Genomic DNA, 19,179 nt, shown 5'->3' with positions numbered 1-19,179 from the left:
AGTCATACATATCCAATGTTATCAATTGAGCATGTGCACTTGTTCACTTTGAAGGACAATACGCACTGAATAAGCGTATTGATCGCTTTTGAAGATTAAAATTTTTAATTGTCGATCGCGGCTTTCTGGTATGATCGCACTCCATTTATTTTCGTTATTGGTAAAGTCGACAGCATGAAGTTAAATCCTGGGCAAAATGATGCCGTTCACTATGTTTCTGGACCTTGTTTAGTATTAGCTGGGGCAGGCAGTGGTAAAACTCGGGTAATTATTAACAAAATTGCATACTTAGTTGAAAAGTGTGGCTACAAGGCGCGCAATATTGCTGCCGTTACCTTTACCAATAAAGCAGCGCGCGAAATGAAGGAGCGTGTGTCGCAGTCGATGGGACGTAAAGAAGCGCGAGGCTTATGGATTTCAACTTTCCATACCTTAGGTTTAGAAATCATCAAGCGTGAACATAAAGTGGTGGGTTTAAAAGCCGGTTTTTCACTGTTTGATGATCAAGATACGTTTGCGCTTTTAAAAGAGCTCACTGAAGACGAGCTTGAAGAAGATAAAGATCTAATTAAAGCCCTAGCTAGTGCAATATCAAACTGGAAAGGCGATTTGGTCATTCCAGATCAAGCATTAAAACGTGGTGGCGATGAGCAAACCCAATTGTTCGCTAAATTATATCAACGCTATGCTCAGCATATGAAAGCCTATAACGCGTTAGATTTTGATGATCTTATTTTATTGCCAACATTACTACTGCGTAATAACGAAGAAGTCCGAACGCGATGGCAAACCCGTTTTCAATATCTGCTGGTGGATGAGTATCAAGATACCAATACCAGCCAATATGAATTGGTAAAGTTATTGGTTGGCGATCGCGCTCGATTTACAGTGGTAGGTGATGACGATCAATCGATTTACTCTTGGCGCGGTGCTAAACCGCAAAATTTAGTGCTGTTGGGTAAAGATTTTCCTCAATTACGCTTAATTAAGCTTGAGCAAAACTACCGTTCTAGCCAACGAATTTTACGTGCAGCCAATATTTTAATTGCTAATAACCCCCATGTTTATGAGAAAAGGCTGTTCAGTGAATTAGCTTATGGCGAGCCACTAAGAGTGCTTTTTGCTGCTAACGAAGAACAAGAAGCCGAGCGAGTGATTGCTGAAATCGTTCGTCATAAGTTTATGGGTAAAACTAAGTTTGGTGACTACGCGATTTTATACCGAGGTAACCATCAGTCACGATTATTAGAACGTGCTTTGATGACTAACCGTATCCCGTATAAGTTATCAGGCGGAACCTCATTCTTCGCTCGTGCTGAAATCAAAGACATCATGGCTTACTTACGCTTAGTGGTAAACCCGGATGATGATAATGCCTTCTTACGAGTTGTGAATTTGCCTAAGCGTGGTATTGGTCCTGCGACATTAGAGCGTTTAGGTAATTACGCCAACCAAAAGCATATATCGATGTTTGAAGCGATTTTTCAGGCGGAACTGAATCATCATTTAGCGCCAGCTGCTATGGCTTCTTTGTATCAGTTTGGCAAGTTCATTGTCGATACTGGCGAAATTGCCACCCGCGGCGAACCTGTAGATGCGATTAAACAGCTTATTCGTAAAATTAATTACGAAGACTATCTGTATGAAACCAGTACCAGTGCTAAAGCGGCTGAAATGCGGATGAAGAACATTTCAGAATTATATCGTTGGGTCACTGAGATGCTTGAAGGTGACGAACTAGATGAGCCGATGACATTACCAGAAGTTGTGACTCGTCTTACGTTGAGAGACATGATGGAGCGTAATCAAGAGGACGAAGGTGGCGATCAAGTACAATTGATGACACTTCATGCTTCTAAAGGCCTAGAATACCCTTATGTGTTTATGGTGGGGACTGAGGAGCGCATATTGCCGCATCAATCGAGTATTGATGAAGATAACGTCGATGAAGAGCGTCGTTTAGCTTATGTGGGCATTACGCGAGCACAAAAAGAATTATGGTTTACCATGTGCCGAGAGCGTCGTCAGTTTGGTGAAACTATGCGCTGTGAGCCAAGCCGTTTCTTGATGGAGTTGCCACAAGATGATTTGATTTGGGAAAACCGAAAACCTAAACAAACAGAGCAAGAAAAAGCGCAATCTGCTAAAACCAATATTGCCAATATCAGAGATATGTTTAAAAAGTAGCCTGACTAACCTTTTTAGTGTATTAATTTAGAGATGTTAACTCAGATTATGATTTCAGACGCTAGCGCAGGCGTTTCGACTTGCTCTGTATGCTGAGTTAGCACTAAGTTTGCTAAGGAAAACACTTCTCCTTGACCTTGGTGGTAACCTAAATTTTCCAACGTTTTCTTTTGTTCAGGCGTATTCACGCCCTCTGCATAAATTTCAAAACCTAGGGTCGTCGCAATTAACTGATATGCTTTAGCAAGTTGTAGTTGCTTATCATTAATTAAATGCTGGCTAACATCTGCATCAAGCTTTAACGCTTTAATAGGTAAAAAGCTTAAACTGCTGAGTGAGCTATACCCAGTGCCAAAGCCATTAATTCCGATATTAACCCCGAGTTCGACTAGTGATTCAAACGCACTAATATGATGAGTGCTGTCTTTAACGAAAGACTTTTCATGAAAAAATATCCATAACTTTGAGGCCGAAATTTGACTGCGCTTAATGGTATTCTTTAAGCTGCGAAGTCCATATTTATGCTTTATATGTTGACTAGAAAGTGGGATATGAATTTGTATTCCATCGCCTAACCCGCTGGCAAGCGCTTTATAATGATGGTCGATATATTTAAAAATATAGTCATCTAACATCATCATGGTTTGAGTTTGATTCGCGAGTGTTGATAACTCGTTATTGTCGATTAAACCTTGAGAAGGATGTTGCCAATGACTGATAGGCTCATAAGCTAAGATATCAGAGTCGGCAAAAGACACTATGGGAGTTAACTCGACGACAATGTCGCCGTTTTCTAAGGCATTTAAAAAATCCTGTTCTAACTCGATACGCTGATTGAAGTGATACTCAGTCTCTCTGTCAAAAATAACATAGCAGCCTTTGCCTTTAGATTTTGCTTGATACATTGCGGTATCGGCATTTCTGAGAATAGACTCACTATTATCAGATGCATTGAGGCAACTAAACGCTACGCCAATACTTGCTCCTGAAATAACTTGCTGATGTGCTAAAACATATGGCTCAGAAATCGTTTGTAAAATTCGCTCACACACTTCCTCTGCATCTTTAAGATTGTGGATTGAGTCTAATAAAATGACAAATTCATCGCCTCCAAGACGCGCTAAAGTATCATTTTCTCTAATACATAGTTTAAGACGAGTAGAGGTTTCAATTAGAAACCTATCGCCCTCTAAATGTCCCAAAGTGTCATTGATTTGTTTAAAGCCGTCTAAATCGATAAAAAGCAGTGAAAATTGTTCATCTTGATGACGACGAACATGCTTAATGGCTTGAGACAACCGCTCCATAAAAAAGCTGCGATTAGGTAAGCCTGTTAAGTTGTCGTGCTTAGCATCGTATACCAATTGGGCTTCCATTTTCTTGCGCTGCATGATTTGACGTTGCAAGTTGTCATTCATTTCAGCAATCGCTTTTGTTCGTTTTTCTACTTTATCTTCTAATAACTCGTGGCTACGCTTTAATTGCTCAACGGCAAACTTACGCTCAATCGCATTGGCAATGTGCTGCGAAACAAACGTGAGCAGTTCTAGATCTTTTGCCTCGTATGAGTTTTGGTCGGTGAGACTGTAAATCGTTAAACCGCCAGCAATTTCACCATGGATAAATAATGGGATACCAATCCATTGTTTCATTGTTTGGGTGTGGTTAAGCGCTGGGTTGGTGCCGTAAATTACACCGGCTTGAACCATGTCTTTAATATCTTGTTGGCTTAATAGTTTGGGCTGTTGATGCTTCAATATAAATTCGGTTAACCCATCTTGCATTGCCCTTGGTTTTGGTGGCTCGCCACTTAATTGCGATACATAAAAAGGAAATGATAAAGTTTTCGATGCTTTATGTACTAACGAAATAAAACAATTATCGGCAGGTAATAATTGGCTTATGACTTGGTGGATTTGGGGATAGAAATCTTGGCCGCTGATGTTTGATGCTGAAAGATCGGCTATTTGAAATAAGGACTCTTGTAATTTTTCTGCTTTCACTCTTTCTTGAACTTCAAGCTTAACTTTGTCGTAGGCTTGGCTGAGTTCTTTAGTGCGTTGAATAATCGCAATTTCTAGTTCTTCATTATGTCGAAGGCGCTCCATTACTCCGGAAATGTGATGACAAATAAACCCCATTAACTCTAGTTCTAATTCACCGTAACTGATGTCGTTACTGTAACTTTGAACCACCAATACACCTGACACGATATTATTATGCTTGATAGGAAATCCAAGCCATTGCAAGCAAGGGGAGCCAAGATCATCAATTTTCCCTTCAGCGACGAGCTCTACAAATCGTTGCTCATCACAAAAGAGTGGTTCACCTGTCTTTAAAACGTACCCTGTAATACCACGTTGTAATAAAGAAGAGATTTCTTCATCAGGATAGAGTTCAGAAGGGTGAGGATCTTTTTCATCGGCAAAAAAAGGTAGACTGATGTTACCAGTGTTATTGTCGACGGAGGCGATGAAAAAGTTATCAGCAGGAATCAGGCTTTGCAGATGGTTATGCACACCTTGGTAAAAAGCATCAAGTGACACCACGTGGGTAGCAATGTTGGAAATTTCTAATAAGGCGTTTTGAATGATTTCAGCACGTTTATATTTTGTTGCTAATCGCCTTAATCTTGAAACCCTTCTTTGAAGGTGTTCGATATTATTGCAACTAACTGAAGGGAGTTTCCTCTTTTCCATCATTCTCCCTTAATCCTTTTGAGGTCAATATCCATCATCGAGTATATGAAAGTTCGCTCACAAAGGGAACTATCAACAGTTTAAAATGAAAAATGCTTAAAAACATCCCAATTTACTCAAAACTTGAGCAAACAAACAAAAAAGTTATAAACAAAGGTGGACGTGAAGGTGATTTATCCCTATTATGTGCGTCGCTAACCAAGGCGAGCGCCCATAGCTCAGCTGGATAGAGCGTACCCCTCCGGAGGGTAAGGCCGAAGGTTCGAATCCTTCTGGGCGCACCATTCGGTAACGTTCGTTAGCAAGATTGAAATTCAGTGGTGATTGTAGCTCAGTTGGTAGAGCCCCGGATTGTGATTCCGGTTGTCGTGGGTTCGAGCCCCATCAGTCACCCCATTCAATCTACATTCTATTTATAGAATATCTCGGTGATTAGCGCAGCCCGGTAGCGCATCTCGTTTGGGACGAGAGGGTCAGAGGTTCGAATCCTCTATCACCGACCAAATTTTAGTATTCCAATTAGTGATTTATTTTGATCCTATCAAATTGGCCTACCGTATTAAAAGTTACGTTTAGTGAATTACGTCGTTTGATAACGTGTCACTCACTCTTTATTAGAGTGGAGCAGAGAATTTTCTCTTAAGACTCAAATATCAGAACAGATTTTCGGTGATTAGCGCAGCCCGGTAGCGCATCTCGTTTGGGACGAGAGGGTCAGAGGTTCGAATCCTCTATCACCGACCACATAAACAAAAAAGCCACTCAATGAGTGGCTTTTTTGTGTCTGAAATTAATCATTTGGGATTTATTTTACACTCTTAATCGCGACCTTCATGGATGTTTAACTGATGAGTTATCTTGTGGCCTACAACTTGACATAATAAAGCCACGCTATTGCGTGGCTTTATTTAAAGCATATGTTACAGAGTGATTGCGATGGGCGGTGCTATAAAGCCTTGGTAGGCATCTAATCGCATAGAGGTAAAGCGATCAAGTTGGGTTTGTTGCTGAATACCAGTCACAATGACTTGTATATCAAGCCCTTTAGCAACATTTGCCAAGGCACGACATAGTTCAGTATTGTGTTGGTCATCTTCCATATAGGCAAAGGATTGATCTAACTTCACGTAGCTTGGTCGTAAGCTTTGTAAATAACTCATCGAACCAAACTGTCTACCAAAGTGATCAATACCAAATTTTGCGCCATTATCTCGAATGATATTACATAAGTTTTCGCAGTTTTCTAAATCACTGTAAACACTGGCTTCAGGTATTTCAAAGCATATTCGCTCTGGGAAATTACAATTTCGAAGTAGGTGTTGAAGCCAAGTATGGAACAATGGGTCGCTGATACTTTGGAACGTTAAGTTGATGGCTAACGGTTCGTAATTACGCTCTAATAAACGATTTTCAATGACAGTCTCGATTAAGCATTGGTCTAATAATGTACCTAAAGAGAGTAGTTCAACGTACGGCATGAATTGGCCCGCGTGTTGGAGTTTATCATTGACCTGTAACTGACAATATACTTCACGTTGGCAAACTTCTTCATTCTGAGTAAGTAATACTGGTTGCCATCTAAACTGGAATTTTTTGTTTTGTATGGCATCAGTTAAATTGTCTCGCCATTGTTCACGACTAAACAGTTGGTGCTCTGTGGTTTCAAACCAGTGGAATACTTTATTGTCAGTTAATGATTTTTGCAGTGCATTATCAGCTTGCGCCAAAATGTCACTGACAGTCATATTGCCAGTACGCTCAGCAACACCGATAGCAAAGCCTTCATTTGGTTTGCAACCCGCCTTTGAAATCTCTTTGTTTAGGGTTCTGAGTAAGGTTTGCAAATATTTAGTTAGTTGATCATGTTCAATCTCTGTGATCAAAAAAGCGAACTCATAAGCGGCAATTCTGGCAATCACTGAAGGCGCAACTTCATCTAAATAATGTTCGAGCTTTTGTGACAGTAACTTAATGGTTTCATCACGGACTTGATAGCCGTATTTACTGTGCACTTCTTCTAGCCAGTCAAATTTAGCGAGGAAAATTGCCCCACTACTTGGCTCGGCTAACCACCCATTAATACGGCTCACCATATATTGTCGATTAGGAAGGCCAGAAACTTGGTCTACGAGGTTTTTCTTACGTAGAGCAGATACTTCTTCATCTAATGAGCTGAAAACCTGTTTAAGCTGAGTTGACATGCTATTGAATGCACCAACAAGTTCTTTGAGTTCCTTGGTTTTAGGTGTGGGCATATCCGGGCCGAATTGGCGATTGGCAATCTGTTGAGCGTGTTCTGATAGAGTATGAAGAGGTTTTAAAATATAGCTTAGGCCGAAACGAGCACAGACTATTGCTAGTAAAAAAAGAATTGAAAATATAATGATAGTATTAGATATGATCCGCCACAATTCATGATAACCAAACCCTGGATGAGCAGTTATTTCTATTTTAGCAAGTTGCAACCAACCAGAAGTGATAACACTTTCTTTGGTGATGGTGCTAAATAAATTTAAATCGATAAACCACTGAGGTACTCCCTCAATTCGTATTGCGTTATTCCATACCTGCTGCTTTCCATCAACGAGCCAAGTGAGTTTTATTTGTTGGTAATAACCACCTTCAAATATAACGTTTACTAAGGTTTCGGCTCCAACATCATCTCCATTTTCTAAAGCTGGGACTAACATAATACCAAGTGAATGACTGGCGTTATTTAAGTCGGATTCCATCTGCTTGATGAGAAAACTTTGGGTTTCTGTAAACTGCACGTAACCTAGGCTGGTTACTACCAGTAAAAATAAACCAAAAAGTAACGCATAGATTTGGCGAAAAAGGGTCATCTTGGCCACTACTCCATTTTTTGCTTGGGTTGACGTAATCTGTCTATACCCAACCTAAGTTTTAAATCATTCCATTTTTCAAGACGTGAGGATGAACCTGCAAGTACGCCTCGGCCTTTCTCTTTGTTTAGCCATAACTGTTTACCGTTAAAGCTATAAACAGGTAATAAATCACCCCTTTGGGTTGCAGGCTTTATTACCGGGTCTAGGTTATCTAGTACTAGTGGTACTGAGCCTGGTGTTTCATAGTAAGCCAGTACCATGTGGTATTGATTCACAGACGTTGCTTTAACCATGGTGATTCTGAGTTTATCTTCAGGCACTCCCACTTGTAACAAGGTGAAATATTTTGCAATAGAAAAATCTTCACAATCCCCTGCATTTACACCGATAAACTCCATTGGGGAAGCCCAATAATTGGACTCTCCCCACAGTACATGATCATCGACAAACTTGAATAAATTGAAAAAGCCGTTTACTTTTTTCAGTTTATCAATGTCATCAAGCTTTTGAGCATCGTTAACGATTTTAAACCATGCTTTAGCTCGCTTTTCTGCACGCTCACCATATTGATTTGATAGAGCGCTAATAGTTTTCTGTACATCTATTTGAGTTGGGGCTGCTGCAAAAAGTCCTGATACGATAAATACCGATGCCAGCAAAGGGTAACGGTAAATACGTTTTAAACCGATTAAATATATACGGCCCTTTCCCTGCAAACCCTCACTCCTTCATATGGCAGTTTTACTGATCAACGGTGTAAATATGCCACTTCATATCCGCTTTTGTATCATCACCTGTTACTTCAGCTATGACTCGTCGATTTAGCTCATTTGCTGCAGTTGTATTAGATGTATCAATTGGTCTGTCAAAACTATACCCGATGGCAGTTAAACGAGAGGAGTCAATACCAAATGTATCTGAAAGAACTTTGACCACATTATCTGCTCTAGCTTGAGATAGGGCTAAATTATGCTCATAGGAACCTGTTTTACTACAATGTCCCTCAATAGTCACTTGAGTGTTAGGGTAGTAGTTCATTAAATCTGCAACTTTTTCAATTTGCTGATAATAACGATTATTGATGTAGTCTGAATCATTCTCGAACATAATTTTCAGTTCTTGACGCTCATTTATTTCATTAACAGTGCCACAGCCATAGTTGTCAATGCCAGCTCCATTAACTGTATCAATACATCTCTCTCTTGCCATGATGACGCCATCTTTATCATTATCATTTAGATCAAAATCTTGATCAGTTTGAGAGTCCATCGACGTTATATCACGCATTGAACAGCCAAAAGTTAGCGAAATAGCTAGTAGTAAAAGTATGTATTTCATTACTTTACTCCTCCTTCATAATCACGTTCACCTTGCCAAATATCTGGACGAGTAACTCGAAGAGAATCAAGTAATTGGCCTGTAGCATTTAATACTCGATATTTTGCTATTGTTTCGTCAAAATCAGCTTGTAGATAATCTTGACGAGCTTGGAAAAGCTCATTTTCCGTATCAAGTAAATCCAATAAACTTCGTTGACCTAAATTGAATTGCTGTGAATAAGCTGTTTGAGTATCTTTTGAAGCAATGACATGTTGACGTATATATTGCTTTTGGGGGGCTAACATTTCATACGCATTCCAAGATAAATGCACACCTTCTACAACTTGACGATGAGCACGCTGACGAACTTCTTTTGCTTCATTAATTTTGTAGGCTGCTTCTTTTTCGCGGGCTAAATCTTTACCACCTGCAAATAAGTTGTATTTAACGCGCACCATACCTACAAGATCATTACTATGACCGTTTACGTAAGGATCAAAAGTAGACCCCGTACCATAGCCGTCTTCACCGTCAACATCATTATTCCAATTACCATTTAATTCTAATGTGAACTCAGGGTAATAGTTTGATTGTGCGGAGCTGCGTTCTTTATCCGCCGCTTTAATATCACTACTGGCAGATTTTAGAATAGGATGGTTATCTTGGGCTTTAACGATACTTTCAGCTACGTTTCGAGGTAGAAAGTCCATGTCTGGCACTGGTACCACAAGATTTTCAGGATCTTGCTCAACAATACGTATGTACTGAGCTTTGGCATCATACAGATTATTTTTGGCTGCCATGAGGTTTGCATTAGCACGTGCTAAACGGCCTGATATTTGAGATAAATCAGCTATAGAACCAAGACCTGAGTCTGTTCGTTCTTTGATTTGATCATAAATATCTTGATGGCTCTTTAGATTTTTTTCAGACAAAACCAGCAGTTGTTCAGCTTTAATAAAATTTACATAAACCTTACTAACTTCAAGTGCTATATCTTCTGCCGCTGCAAACAGTGCCCATTGATCAGAGCTGGCTTCAAAAGAGTAGCGATCGACTTCACTGCTAGTATAGAAGCCATCAAACAGCATTTGTTTAATACTAAACCCTGCTTCTCCACGCTCTAACTCCATAACGCCTTCATCTAAATTATCGTTACCAGGTTGGTTCTTACGACGAGTTGAAGGGCTATCTGTTTGCTCCCATCCATAACCACCTGTTAAATCAACAGTTGGCATGTAACCGGCTATGGCTTGATTAACTTGCTCTTCTCGAGCTTTAAAGCGGTTAAACGCAATTCTAATCTCTGGATTGGTATCTAGAGTATGTGCCACGGCCTGCTCTAACGACTGCGCGTTCAGCGTAGATGTTACAAAAGTTGCAGACATTGCCAACGCGAATACGCTCAATCTATTGCATTGGTTAATGTTGATTTTCATGAAAAAACCCTCCCGGTTTTTTGCTAATTCTCTCTAAGTGCTGTCTCTTTTGCCCGTAAAATCGGGTTCAATATATACTCAAGGATAGTTCTTTTTCCGGTAATAACGTCCACAGAAGTGAGCATACCTGGAATAATTGGCATCTTTGTGCCATCGTTTTTTACTAAATTTGATTCAGCAGTTCGAACACGAATCGTGTAAAAACTGTTTCCTTCTTCATCTTGGCTTGTATCTGCACTAATATGCTCAACTGTGCCTTTCAGTCCACCGTAACGAGTGAAATCATAAGCCGTTACCTTAACAATAGCAGGTAAACCAGGGTGTAAGAATGCGATGTCTTGAGGGGTTATTTTTGTTTCAATTAGCAACTGGTCTTCTGATGGAACAATTTCAATAATTTCTTCACCAGGCTGCACGACACCACCTAAGGTATTAATGTGTAGTGTTTTTATGGTTCCGTTTACTGGGGAGGTAATAACTGATTTATTAATCTTATCAAAAGCACCTATTTGTGCTTGATTCATTCTTGATAATTTAGTTTGCATCTCATTTAAATTGGCACGCAAATCGGCCGCATAGACAAAGACTGCTTCACGTCGTTTTAGGATGGCCTCATCCATTGAAGCTTTTAGCTTCGGACGAAGCAGGCGCATTGTTTTCAGCTCGCCTTGGATATCGTTGACTGTTCGCTCAAGTTTTAATAATTCAACTTCAGGTACAATGCCTTTTTGCGCTAAAGGCTTTGTTAGTTCAAGCTCACGTGAGATAAGCTGGAAGCTTTTAGTCAGAGTCGCAATTTTTGAGGTTAGCTCTTCCGTTTCTTGTTGACGCTGTTGAATTTGTCGAACGAGTATTTCGAGTTGGTTACTCAAGTTGTCTAAGCGACCTGAATATTCTTCTTGCTGGTTTTTAACTAAGGCAGGCTCTTGCTGAATAATTTCATTAGAAAATATTAACGGTTGCTTGGTTATTTTGACTTGCTCTCGCCAATTTGATGACATACCTGAAATCACAATACTATCGAGCTCAGCGCGCATGCGGATCACGTTAGTTTGTAGGCTATAGACTTCTTGCTCTTGTTGTGCAAAATCAGAACGAAAACGAATATCGTCAATTTTAACCAAAGGCTGATCTTTAGTGACAATCATACCTTCTTGAATATATATTTCTTGCAACACACCGCCATCAAGGCTGTCGATTAGTTGGATTTGTGATGACGGAATAACCTTGCCCATGCCAGATGTCACTTGATCCAATTCAGAAAAATATGACCAAATAAAAAAGCAAACTACCATTGCGCCAAGTGACCAAATTATCAAACTATGACCACGTGGGGCATCAGTCATCATTGCGCCATAAACATCATCAACCATGTCTAAGTCATGACTTGTTAACTTATTACTCATGATGGACGGCCCCCAGTGAGTAAACCATTATTGAGCTTATCAATAATTTTGTCTTTAGGGCCATCGGCAACGATATGACCTCTATCAAGCACAATAATGCGATCGACTAAACGTAATAAATGCATCTTATGGGTGATAAGTAGTAAGGTGCGGTCTTTAGTGACATGTTCCATTGAGCGGATAAATTGCTTTTCTGCTCTAGCATCGAGACTTGCTGTTGGCTCATCCATTAATAAAATCGGTGGGTCATTAAGGGTGGCGCGGGCGAGGGCAACAGTTTGACGTTGTCCACGACTTAAGGACAGTCCGCCTTCACCAACTTGCTGGTCAAGTCCTTCCGATTCAAGATTGGTAAACATGCTTACACCAGAAAGTTGTACAGCACGTATTAGCTGATGTTCAGTAACTTGACGAGTGCCGAATAAAATATTGTCTTTGATTGAGCCATGAAACAAGGTCACATCTTGCGGTAAGTAACCAAAATTACTGCGTAAATCACTTGGGTGAATTTGCCCTGCATCTAAGCCGTCATAACGAAGGCTGCCTTGAGTGGGTTTGTATAACCCCACAAGTAGTTTGGCTAAAGTACTTTTACCTGAACCATTTCGACCAATAATGGCCACTCGCTCGCCAGGGGTGATACGAATAGATAATGGGTGTAAAACGGGCTTTTCTGCCTCAGGAAAGCTAAATGCGACGTTATCGGCATCAATTTTACCATGTAAGCGCTGCTTACTAACTAGGTTGCCTTTATTCTCAAACTCTTCCTCTTGGTTCATCACCTCGTCAAGTTGGCGTAAAGAGCTGGCGGTTTGGTTTCCGCGTGTGATTAAACCGGCAAGTTGTGCCATCGGTGAAATTGCACGGCTTGAAAGCATTACCGCTGCAATAATTCCACCCATAGATATTTCATTTTCTGCGACGCGATACACGCCTAAAATAACGACGGAAACCACTGTTAATTGGACTATAAAATTAGCGAGATTACTCACCGCGTTTGATAGTTTTTTAGACTTAAGTTGCCAGTTAGCTGTGTGGCCAATCATTTGTTGCCAGCTTTTTTGAACAAGTCCTTCGGCACCATTGGCTTTAATTGATTCAAGGGCAGTTAAGCTTTCAATTAAGTGTCCATGTTTGAGGCTAGAAAATCGATTACTTTCTTCAATTGCAGCTTTTAGTTTTGGCTGAATATATAAAGTAAAACCAATGATAATGATGCCGCCAATAACTGGAATAATGGCTAAGTCACCTGCAACAATATAAATGATGGCTACAAAAAGTAACGCGAAAGGTAAATCTACTAACGTGGTGATTGTCGCTGAAGTGAGAATTTCTCGAATACTATCGAATTCACTGAGTTGGCGAGCCATACCCCCGACGCTTGGTGAGCGTTTGGACAGAGGTATACCTATTGCTTTAGCAAAAAGTTTAGATGATACAATGATGTCAACCTTTTTACCGGCTATATCAATTAAGTAGCTTCTTAGCTGTCGTAGTATTAAGTCAAATAAATATGCTATTCCTGCACCAATTGCTAGAACCCAAAGAGATTCAAATGCTAGATTTGGCACCACTTTGTCATAGACATTCATGATGAATAGCGGTGAAACAAGAGCGAATAAGTTAACCAAGACTGATGCAATTAAGGCATCACGATATATAGGGGCAGAGTCTTTAATACTCTGAAGTAACCAATGGGTGGTGTTATCGTGAATGTGGACATCAAAACTATTATCCCCACGAAACTCTTGTTTAATTAAAAACAGATAACCTACATAGAGGGTCTCTAATTCCTCTATCATCAGCGTTTCCTGACCGCCACTTTCAGGAAGTTGGATTACTGCTTTATCAGCATCGATATCTATACTGCGAAGAATGCAGGCTTTTTTGTCTTTTAACAACAAAATACAAGGCAATAAAATCTCTGATATTTGATTGAGATCTTTACGGGTTAATTTAGCAGATAACCCACCTCTGGAAGCTGCTTGAGGCAATAACTCAGGGGTGATGACAGCGCTAGTCAAAGGTAATCCTGCCGCAAGTGAATCGCTTGAGCAAGGGGAACCAAAATGTTCAGTCATTAATACTAAACAATCAAGTAATGGGTCGACCGTGGTACGTTGAGAGGCCGAAATAGTCCACTGCTCTTGATTATCAGAGACGGTTGCTGGCACGTATTACTTATCCTTTGTAATTATAATTATGTTAAAAACAATAGGTTGACGCTATTATATTACTACAAAGCGTCAACAGATTGTTGTATTTAAGGAATAATATTACCATCTGGTACATTTTCTAACGGGTCTATAGCTGCGACATTCTGCGCTGGTGTTGCATCTGTAGCATCGACAATTAAGGCACCATCATCTAGTAACCCATTGATAATTACACCGTCATCATTGCTGTTGTAAACATCAGTTAAATTAACGCCATCCAACACAATCTGTTGCTCGAATGAACCATTGTTATCAGCATCTATATCAATAGTTGTATTGGTGCCATCGTAGCTAAAGTTAAGCATGTCATCTAAGCTAGCAAGGTTTTCATTAACCAATAAGTCACTTAAATCTAAGCTATCTTTGCTAGTATCAAAATCAACAATTGTGTCAGTACCGAACTCATTTGCATTCCACACAAAAATATTATTACCTTCACCACCACTTAACAAATCATCGCCTAAACCACCACTTAATAGGTCGTCACCCAACCCGCCTATGAGGATGTCGTTCCCATTGCCTCCTATGAGTACATCATCGCCTGCGCCGCCATCAAGTACTGCATCGCCAAAGTGCAATTGACCTGTAGCACCAGAATTTCCATCAGAAATATATGTACCTGTCTGGGTGGTTCCGTCGCTTAAGGTAATCGTAAATGTAGCGCCTACCAAACTTGCGCCAGTGTCACTACCTAAATTATCGGTGTCAAATGCAAACCAGAACTCATCTCCATTGGTGAAGTCTCCAGCGCTAAATATTGCTGTTAGTGTTCCGCTATCTTGCGTCATATTGGCAAAAATATCTGAATTACTATCATTAATACCAACGGAGTCACTACCTTTCACTAGGTTCGACTGGCTGACATCCACTATCGCATTTGTATCCCCCCCACCTCTGAGGTTGATTTCTATTTGGGTGATCGATATTCCTGCTGCGAGCAATGCTGCTTCAAAACCGAATTGGTTAGAAGCATTATAGGTATTCCCTGATTTCACCGTTGCTTTAACAGAACCTGATGCCAAGTTATTGGCTGTTGAGTTGGCAATAATGATGTCGTTTTCATGTGTTCCGATTAAAGTAGAGGAGCTTTGATAATCAATGATTACCTCTGCTGAATCAGATACACCGTTTGCTGTTAACGTGTAATCAAAGCTGTCACCGTCATTAGCATTGGTAATAGTTACTACATCATTTGCAAGGCTCGTGTTGCCAGCACTTCCTGCGGTGACAGAGCTTAGTGTCCCATTGTCAGGCAATGCATCGCCATGAGTGAGATATTCAGTTGAAATGGTTAAATCACCTTGAGCTTGATTGGTAATGATATTGTTTACGTTGGCATCTAATGATGCGTAATAATCAAGATTTATTTGCAAGGTTAAAGAAGCAGAGTCTCCATCATTATCCATTATTGTTACATCAATTGACTCTTGTTCATTGAGTACATTCGTGGAGGCGTCTAAGAGGTATTCGTATTCGCCTGTCGCGAAGTTAATCTCGAATGTTGCACCTAGATTAGTGCTGATAACTTGAATTGGATTAATAGGATCATAAGTGTAGGTAACACCATCAATTGAAATTGACTGAACATAACCTCCGTCAGCTCCCACGAGAACTCCAGTTGCAGAGTTACTAATTATGCCTAAACTACCGGTCACAGTATTTGAGTCAAAGAAATCTAAAATAGTGTTGGTGAGATCGTCAGCATCATTAACAATAATCGCATATTCTTCATTTCCATCCTCAGCATTTGGATAGGCAATTGGGTTGATGAAGTCTAAGCTCGCATTCCCAATACCGATACCAAATGAAATGTCATAATTGTCATCAATATAATCTTGCCACGCAGCCTCATCTACAGTTCCTTGAGTTGGTCTGCCATCTGAGATGAAATAAACAAAGCTTTTATCTGCTGTAGGCATAGTGCCACTACCCATGACATTTTCTAGTGCTGCTTCATAGTTGGTTCCGCCGCCGGCTTGTAGACTGTTTAAGTAATTTATCGCGCCGTCTATATCATCAATTAACCAAGTTGAATTTGTGGCAGAACTTGAATAAGTAACGATCTGTATATTGACATTACCAGAGGCATCAACTTCGTTAATGAGTGCAGTTAAAGATTCAACAGCAGTTTCTAGGTATGATTTACCGTTTCCTGCACTGTTGTCCATACTTCCTGATACATCAAGAATGAAGGTCAAATTGGTTATTAATGTTTCTGGATTTGTTTGTAGATTTTGAGTAATGTCTTCAACAACTGGCGCATCATCAATAATGTTGATAGTTAAGCTGCCACTATCGCCAGAGTTAAGTGCATTAAGTATAGAATAAGTAAATGTTTCAGAAACATCATCACCACTAGTGCTGAAATTTAGGGTGTACTCATAATCGCCTGCGCGATTACTTACAGTATCTTCGGTATATACTTTCAACTCACCAATTGCAGTTGTAATGGTAATAATACCATTAACTGGCGCAACACCATTAACCTGGGTTATTTCTGTTGAGCCACTTATACCTTCATCATTATCAAGTAAATTACCAGTAGTGATATTACTACCACTGCCCGATAATGTGCCGTCAGTTAAACCAGACTCTGCAGCACTAGTGACATCATTGTTAACCGCAGGGCTTGAGTCTTGAACGATTCTTAACCTTGCTTCACTCGAGTCACCATCGGCATCAGTGAGGGTATAGAAAATATTACTCAAGACACTTTGTTGTCCATTAACTTCCGGAACCGATGAAACAAAATTATAACTACCATCTTTGTTGATAGTGATGGTGCCTCGATTCGCTATAGTAACAATGATATTGCCATCAGCATCAAAGGTGTCGTAAGTTGTACCTGCAATTCTTATGCTAGTTAACTCTGTTAAATCTGCGCCAATGTTATCTATACCGCTACCATCAGTGCCAGCTCCTGTGATGACACTACCGTAAGCCGTGCCACCAAAACCAACACTGTCAACATCATCTTGTGCAACAGGTGCTGTGTCATTAACATCGATCAGTACCTGAGTCCAAGATGATGTACTTGTACCGTCACTTGCTTGATAATAGAAGCTGTCGACGAGGGTATCGTTACCGGTATGGTCAAGGTTTAGTGGGGCTTGATAGCTGTAACTACCATCACTGTTAATGGTGATGATACCGCCCAGTGAAGTAGTGAAGCTTTGTCCTGCTTGGGTTGCATCAATACTACCCAAATCAGCATTTCCTGGTGCAAAACGAGTAACTGATAGGCTATCGTTTTCGGCATCATTGTCATTACTGATAAGGTCAATGGCACCGAAGGTAATGGAGTCCCCCTCAAGTACACTTAATTGATCTGCACTAGGTTCAGGGGCTAAGTTCACGCCAACAATGTTGATAGTGACAGTTGCAGTATCAACAGCACCAAACTCATCAGTTAATGTATAAGTGAAAGTATCTGAGCCTAACTCACCAGCATTCAAGCTATCAAAGGCACCATTCACATCGTAAGTGTATGTGCCATCGACATTAATAATGATAGTTGCACCGCTTGCAAGAGTGATTTGTTGTCCGTAGGCGTAAGTTGAACCATTGATATGAGTGATATCAAAGTCATGATTTTGCTCATCACTATCGTTAGCAAAAAGACCTTCGGCTATATCTGTTATAGCCAGTACAGCATCTTCTTGCACAACGTAAGCATCGACTAATGCTGGGCCTGTAACGGTAACAGAGTCTAAGTAGTAATCAGATGAGTCTGCGAGTGCTGCGCCGCCGTTGGCTTCGCTAATTGTTGGCGCTGCCTCAAAGACTAATTGGTCAAATACCAGGTTACCGGTATTGATGCTAAAACTACCTGTTGTACCGGTTGAGGTTGTGAAGGTTTCAGAAGCCACTAATTGGCCATTATAGTAAGCGTACCATGTACCTTGTTCACCACTATTTTCATCAGCGAACATACGTGAAACGCTAAATTCTGCTTGATTAACAAGACCATTGAAATCAATGATTATGGCTTCAGATGTGCCTGTTTCAGAGTCATATTCAATTTGTCCTGAAATTTGACCAGCAGATCGTGGCGAACCAGCTACACCTATGTGGTTATTATCGGCATTGACTGAGATTGCGCCAACGCTGCCATCAGCATTTCTTGCGCTGATAGTAAAGTCGGCTTCTCCATCAGTATTTACCGGGCTTACCCAGTTATTGGCTGAGTCAGCTGATGTTGTGAATACAGTGCCAACAGGATCATCCACGGCATCGACCGTGTTAATTGTCGCAGTGTCTGCAGCTGTATTTGATTCATTACCTGCTGAATCTGTCTGAGAGATACTAACTGTAATAGTTTGATTTTCTTCAGGTACATCTATTGTCCAAGTTATTGACCCATCATTATAAGCAAAGGTTGGTACAGAAGCTGAACCATCTAAATTAACAAGTTCATCATTAACCAATTTTAAATCGAAAGAGACTGAAGCCCCATCAATGTCTATTCTGACAGTTACAAAACCACCTAGTTGTAAATCTGTATTATCAACATTTGCTTCTAATTGAATACCAGAACCATTTGAATTAATTTCTGATTGATTTAACCAACCATCCCCAGGTAAGCCATCATCAGTAATTATGATAGCTGGATTACTCGGTTGAGTGTTATCCACGCCTTTCATGTCCGTGGCCACGCCCGAGGCGTTGCCCGCGGCATCAATCACTTGCGCGTCCACATTCACTTGGGTATCGCCGTCAGCCACAGGGACTTCCACGGCTTGACCATCATCAAGCATCGCTTGAGTCACCAGACCATTAAACAGCTCGTTGCCATCGGTGTCGGTGATGATCAAGGTGTCACCGACTTGGGTGCCGGCAGCTAAAGTGACGGTTGCGGTGACGGTGCCATCGGCGCCAATCTCACTGCTACTGTAAATGCCATCATCGCCCATGCCGCTGAACGACACTTCTGGGGTTGGTGCATCGGTGTTATCCACACCTTGCATGTCCGTGGCCACGCCCGAGGCGTTGCCCGCGGCATCAATCACTTGCGCGTCCACATTCACTTGGGTATCGCCGTCAGCCACAGGGACTTCCACGGCTTG

The 19,179-nt window shown here is 40.7% G+C and carries 9 protein-coding genes and 4 tRNA genes; 5 read left to right on the top strand and 8 right to left on the bottom strand.

Features of this window, described 5'->3' with window-relative positions; translation table 11 throughout:
* Window positions 1–174: 174 nt before the first annotated feature.
* Entirely contained in the window at window positions 175–2,187 is a 2,013-nt protein-coding gene (gene rep, locus K5Q58_RS02910; RefSeq protein ID WP_220752486.1) for a DNA helicase Rep, read from the top strand.
* Between the two features lie 41 nt (window positions 2,188–2,228).
* Here the strand turns inward: rep and K5Q58_RS02905 are convergent, their stop codons facing one another.
* A complete protein-coding gene (locus K5Q58_RS02905) occupies window positions 2,229–4,886 on the bottom strand; it encodes a diguanylate cyclase domain-containing protein (RefSeq protein ID WP_220752342.1) in 2,658 nt (885 codons plus the stop codon).
* 207 nt (window positions 4,887–5,093) lie between these two features.
* Here K5Q58_RS02905 and K5Q58_RS02900 point away from each other — a divergent pair.
* From K5Q58_RS02900 to K5Q58_RS02885, 4 genes are all read left to right on the top strand, one after another.
* Window positions 5,094–5,170, top strand: a tRNA-Arg gene (locus K5Q58_RS02900).
* 36 nt (window positions 5,171–5,206) lie between these two features.
* Window positions 5,207–5,282, top strand: a tRNA-His gene (locus K5Q58_RS02895).
* Window positions 5,283–5,312: 30 nt separating this feature from the next.
* A tRNA-Pro gene (locus K5Q58_RS02890) sits at window positions 5,313–5,389 on the top strand.
* Between the two features lie 164 nt (window positions 5,390–5,553).
* Window positions 5,554–5,630: transfer RNA gene (locus tag K5Q58_RS02885), tRNA-Pro, on the top strand.
* A gap of 176 nt (window positions 5,631–5,806) precedes the next feature.
* Here K5Q58_RS02885 and K5Q58_RS02880 read toward each other — a convergent pair.
* The 7 genes from K5Q58_RS02880 to K5Q58_RS02850 form a co-directional block, all read right to left on the bottom strand.
* Window positions 5,807–7,729, bottom strand: coding sequence for an EAL domain-containing protein (locus K5Q58_RS02880; protein ID WP_220752340.1), 1,923 nt, complete (start codon window positions 7,727–7,729; stop codon window positions 5,807–5,809).
* Between the two features lie 8 nt (window positions 7,730–7,737).
* The gene (locus K5Q58_RS02875) at window positions 7,738–8,448 is read right to left on the bottom strand and encodes a transglutaminase-like cysteine peptidase (RefSeq protein WP_259651210.1); all 711 of its coding nucleotides are present in this window, start codon (window positions 8,446–8,448) and stop codon (window positions 7,738–7,740) included.
* A 25-nt stretch (window positions 8,449–8,473) separates the two neighbouring features.
* Window positions 8,474–9,070: an OmpA family protein gene (locus K5Q58_RS02870; protein WP_220752338.1), complete on the bottom strand. Its 597-nt coding sequence runs from the start codon at window positions 9,068–9,070 to the stop codon at window positions 8,474–8,476.
* Window positions 9,070–10,440: a TolC family outer membrane protein gene (locus K5Q58_RS02865; protein WP_259651213.1), complete on the bottom strand. Its 1,371-nt coding sequence runs from the start codon at window positions 10,438–10,440 to the stop codon at window positions 9,070–9,072. Before K5Q58_RS02865 ends, K5Q58_RS02870 begins: the two co-directional genes overlap by 1 nt.
* Before the next feature lie 74 nt (window positions 10,441–10,514).
* Window positions 10,515–11,897 (bottom strand): HlyD family type I secretion periplasmic adaptor subunit, encoded by a 1,383-nt coding sequence (locus K5Q58_RS02860; RefSeq protein ID WP_220752335.1) that lies wholly within the window; start codon window positions 11,895–11,897, stop codon window positions 10,515–10,517.
* On the bottom strand, window positions 11,894–14,071 hold the full coding sequence (locus K5Q58_RS02855; protein ID WP_220752334.1) for a type I secretion system permease/ATPase: 2,178 nt from the start codon (window positions 14,069–14,071) through the stop codon (window positions 11,894–11,896). Before K5Q58_RS02855 ends, K5Q58_RS02860 begins: the two co-directional genes overlap by 4 nt.
* A gap of 89 nt (window positions 14,072–14,160) precedes the next feature.
* Window positions 14,161–19,161 carry an S-layer family protein gene (locus K5Q58_RS02850; RefSeq protein WP_220752331.1) on the bottom strand — a complete coding sequence of 1,667 codons (5,001 nt, stop codon included), beginning with the start codon at window positions 19,159–19,161 and terminating at the stop codon, window positions 14,161–14,163.
* Between the last annotated feature and the right edge of the window lie 18 nt (window positions 19,162–19,179).

The organism is Shewanella sp. KT0246 (genome assembly GCF_019654955.1).
Classification (GTDB): Bacteria; Pseudomonadota; Gammaproteobacteria; order Enterobacterales; family Shewanellaceae; genus Shewanella; species Shewanella goraebulensis.
This window is presented reverse-complemented; position numbering and strand designations above follow the sequence as displayed.

Bases quoted from the DNA above. Each gene is read 5' to 3' on its own strand.
- K5Q58_RS02880 (WP_220752340.1), bottom strand. From the start codon at position 7,729: ATGACCCTTTTTCGCCAAATCTATGCGTTACTTTTTGGTTTATTTTTA.
- rep (WP_220752486.1), top strand. From the start codon at position 175: ATGAAGTTAAATCCTGGGCAAAATGATGCCGTTCACTATGTTTCTGGA.
- K5Q58_RS02865 (WP_259651213.1), bottom strand. From the start codon at position 10,440: ATGTCTGCAACTTTTGTAACATCTACGCTGAACGCGCAGTCGTTAGAG.
- K5Q58_RS02870 (WP_220752338.1), bottom strand. From the start codon at position 9,070: ATGAAATACATACTTTTACTACTAGCTATTTCGCTAACTTTTGGCTGT.
- K5Q58_RS02905 (WP_220752342.1), bottom strand. From the start codon at position 4,886: ATGGAAAAGAGGAAACTCCCTTCAGTTAGTTGCAATAATATCGAACAC.
- K5Q58_RS02860 (WP_220752335.1), bottom strand. From the start codon at position 11,897: ATGAGTAATAAGTTAACAAGTCATGACTTAGACATGGTTGATGATGTT.